The following is a 1808-nucleotide window of genomic DNA, read 5'->3' on the forward strand; positions in this document are numbered from 1 at the left end:
CTTAAAGCCCCGGCCTTGCTGCTTCTTTTTAGGTAATCACGTGATCCGGCAATGCCAGTCTATGTCGGTTTTTAAGCGCGCCGCATCACAAATCTGGTGTCCGACGGCGGTCGGGTGAAAAACGCAATTTCGTGGCAAAGGTGCCCGGTCCCCTTTTCGGCTTATATCCAACAGCCATGCCATGACGAAACGACGTGAGGCGCAGATCGCCGATTTCGCGTTATAGTGCTCGGGATGGGGTACTCCTTCTCACGGTATTGGCTAGCTGGCGTGCGAACGATTCTCGCGAGCCTTGCGTTGTGCACTGCATTCAACGTGAACCACGCCCGTGCACAGGCGCCGGCCAACCCGCCTCCGGAAACAATCGCCAAAGGCAAGGCGCTGACGGAGGCTGGCGACTGCGCCAGTTGCCATACCGCCGATGCCGCAAAGCCGTTCGCCGGCGGAAAGCGGATCGAGACACCGTTCGGCGGCATCTATTCCGCCAACCTGACGCCAGACCACGAAACTGGCATCGGCCGATGGAGCGACGATCAGTTTCTGCGCGCGATGCGCTACGGCCAGGCGCCGGACGGATCGCGCTACTACCCGGCCTTCCCCTACCCCCATTTCACCAAACTGGTGCGCGGCGACATCTTTGCGATCCGTGCCTATCTCGGCACGTTTCCGCCGGTCAGCAACAAACCGCCGCCTAATGAGCTACGCTGGCCGCTGAACTACCGCGTGCTGATACGGCTCTGGAATTTTGCCTTCTTCCGGCCGCGTATTTTCGAGCCCGACCAGAGCAAGAGCGCGGAATGGAATCGCGGCGGTTATCTCGTCGAAGGCCTCGGCCATTGCGGCGCCTGCCATACGCCGAAGAATTTCCTCGGTGCCGAAAGGCAAAAAGCGCGATTTGCCGGCAGCCTGGTCGATGGCTGGTTTGCCCCGCGCCTCGACGGCGCCGAACGCGGTGGCCTGAAATCATGGAACGTCGAGGATATCGCCGAATATCTCCTGAGCGGGCGCAACGGCCATAGCCATGCCGATGGACCGATGGCGCAAGTAGTGCTCAATTCCACCTCGCATATGAGCGAGGCCGACGTGCGCGCCATGGCGGTGTATCTCAAGGAAATACCGGCGGGACGTCCGGAGCCGGCCGTGGTGGCGCCGTCGCCTGCGCAAATGGCCAACGGCGAGAAGCTGTACAAAAGATCGTGCGTCGCCTGCCACGAACTCGACGGCAGCGGCGCACCGCGCATCTATCCGCCGCTACCCGGCAACGCCAACCTGCAATCCGCCAATCCCGCGAGTGCAATCAAGATCGTGCTGGACGGCGCCGAGACGATCACGACGCCGCGTGCGCCCAACACTGGATCGATGCCAGCCTACCCCAAGTGGTCGGACCAGGAGGTGGCCGATGTCGTCACGTACATCCGCAACGCCTGGGGTAATGCCGCGCCCGCGGTGACGCCAGCAGAGGTCGCGAAGCTGCGAAAGTAGACGTCGTTATTTTTTGTCCGCATCGCAAAAGTGGCAGCTGCGACGGGATGCGAATGTTAGAATCGGACCACTAGCGCAGTGAAACAGCCGGGCAGGCAAACGCCGACCCAATCCATGCTGCGCCGTCCCGCCGCCAGCGCCGCGGTCATCGCTTGCGCGGCCAGCGCCACCAGCGAGCGGAAATGCAACACCGAATCGCTGGGAGGTAGCGTCCACATCCTGCCCGACTCAGGTTCGCTCGTGGTTCCATTCCACTCAGGCGATCTCGTCGCGCCGTGGAATAGCGGAAGTTCCCGGAACTCGCCCGGTCACCTCGCCGTTGTCGC

Annotated in this window: 1 protein-coding gene and 1 pseudogene; one reads left to right on the top strand and one right to left on the bottom strand. The window is 62.2% G+C overall.

The window, feature by feature from the left end; translation table 11 throughout:
- Positions 1–270: 270 nt before the first annotated feature.
- Positions 271–1482, top strand: a complete 1212-nt coding sequence (locus tag WB528_RS22085) for a c-type cytochrome (RefSeq protein WP_423890675.1) — start codon at positions 271–273, stop codon at positions 1480–1482.
- A 71-nt stretch (positions 1483–1553) separates the two neighbouring features.
- Here the strand turns inward: WB528_RS22085 and WB528_RS22090 are convergent.
- Positions 1554–1700 (bottom strand): annotated as a pseudogene (locus tag WB528_RS22090) (TRIC cation channel family protein); the annotation flags it as partial.
- Between the last annotated feature and the right edge of the window lie 108 nt (positions 1701–1808).

The organism is Bradyrhizobium sp., from assembly GCF_049586575.1.
In the GTDB taxonomy this organism is placed as follows: domain Bacteria; phylum Pseudomonadota; class Alphaproteobacteria; order Rhizobiales; family Xanthobacteraceae; genus Bradyrhizobium.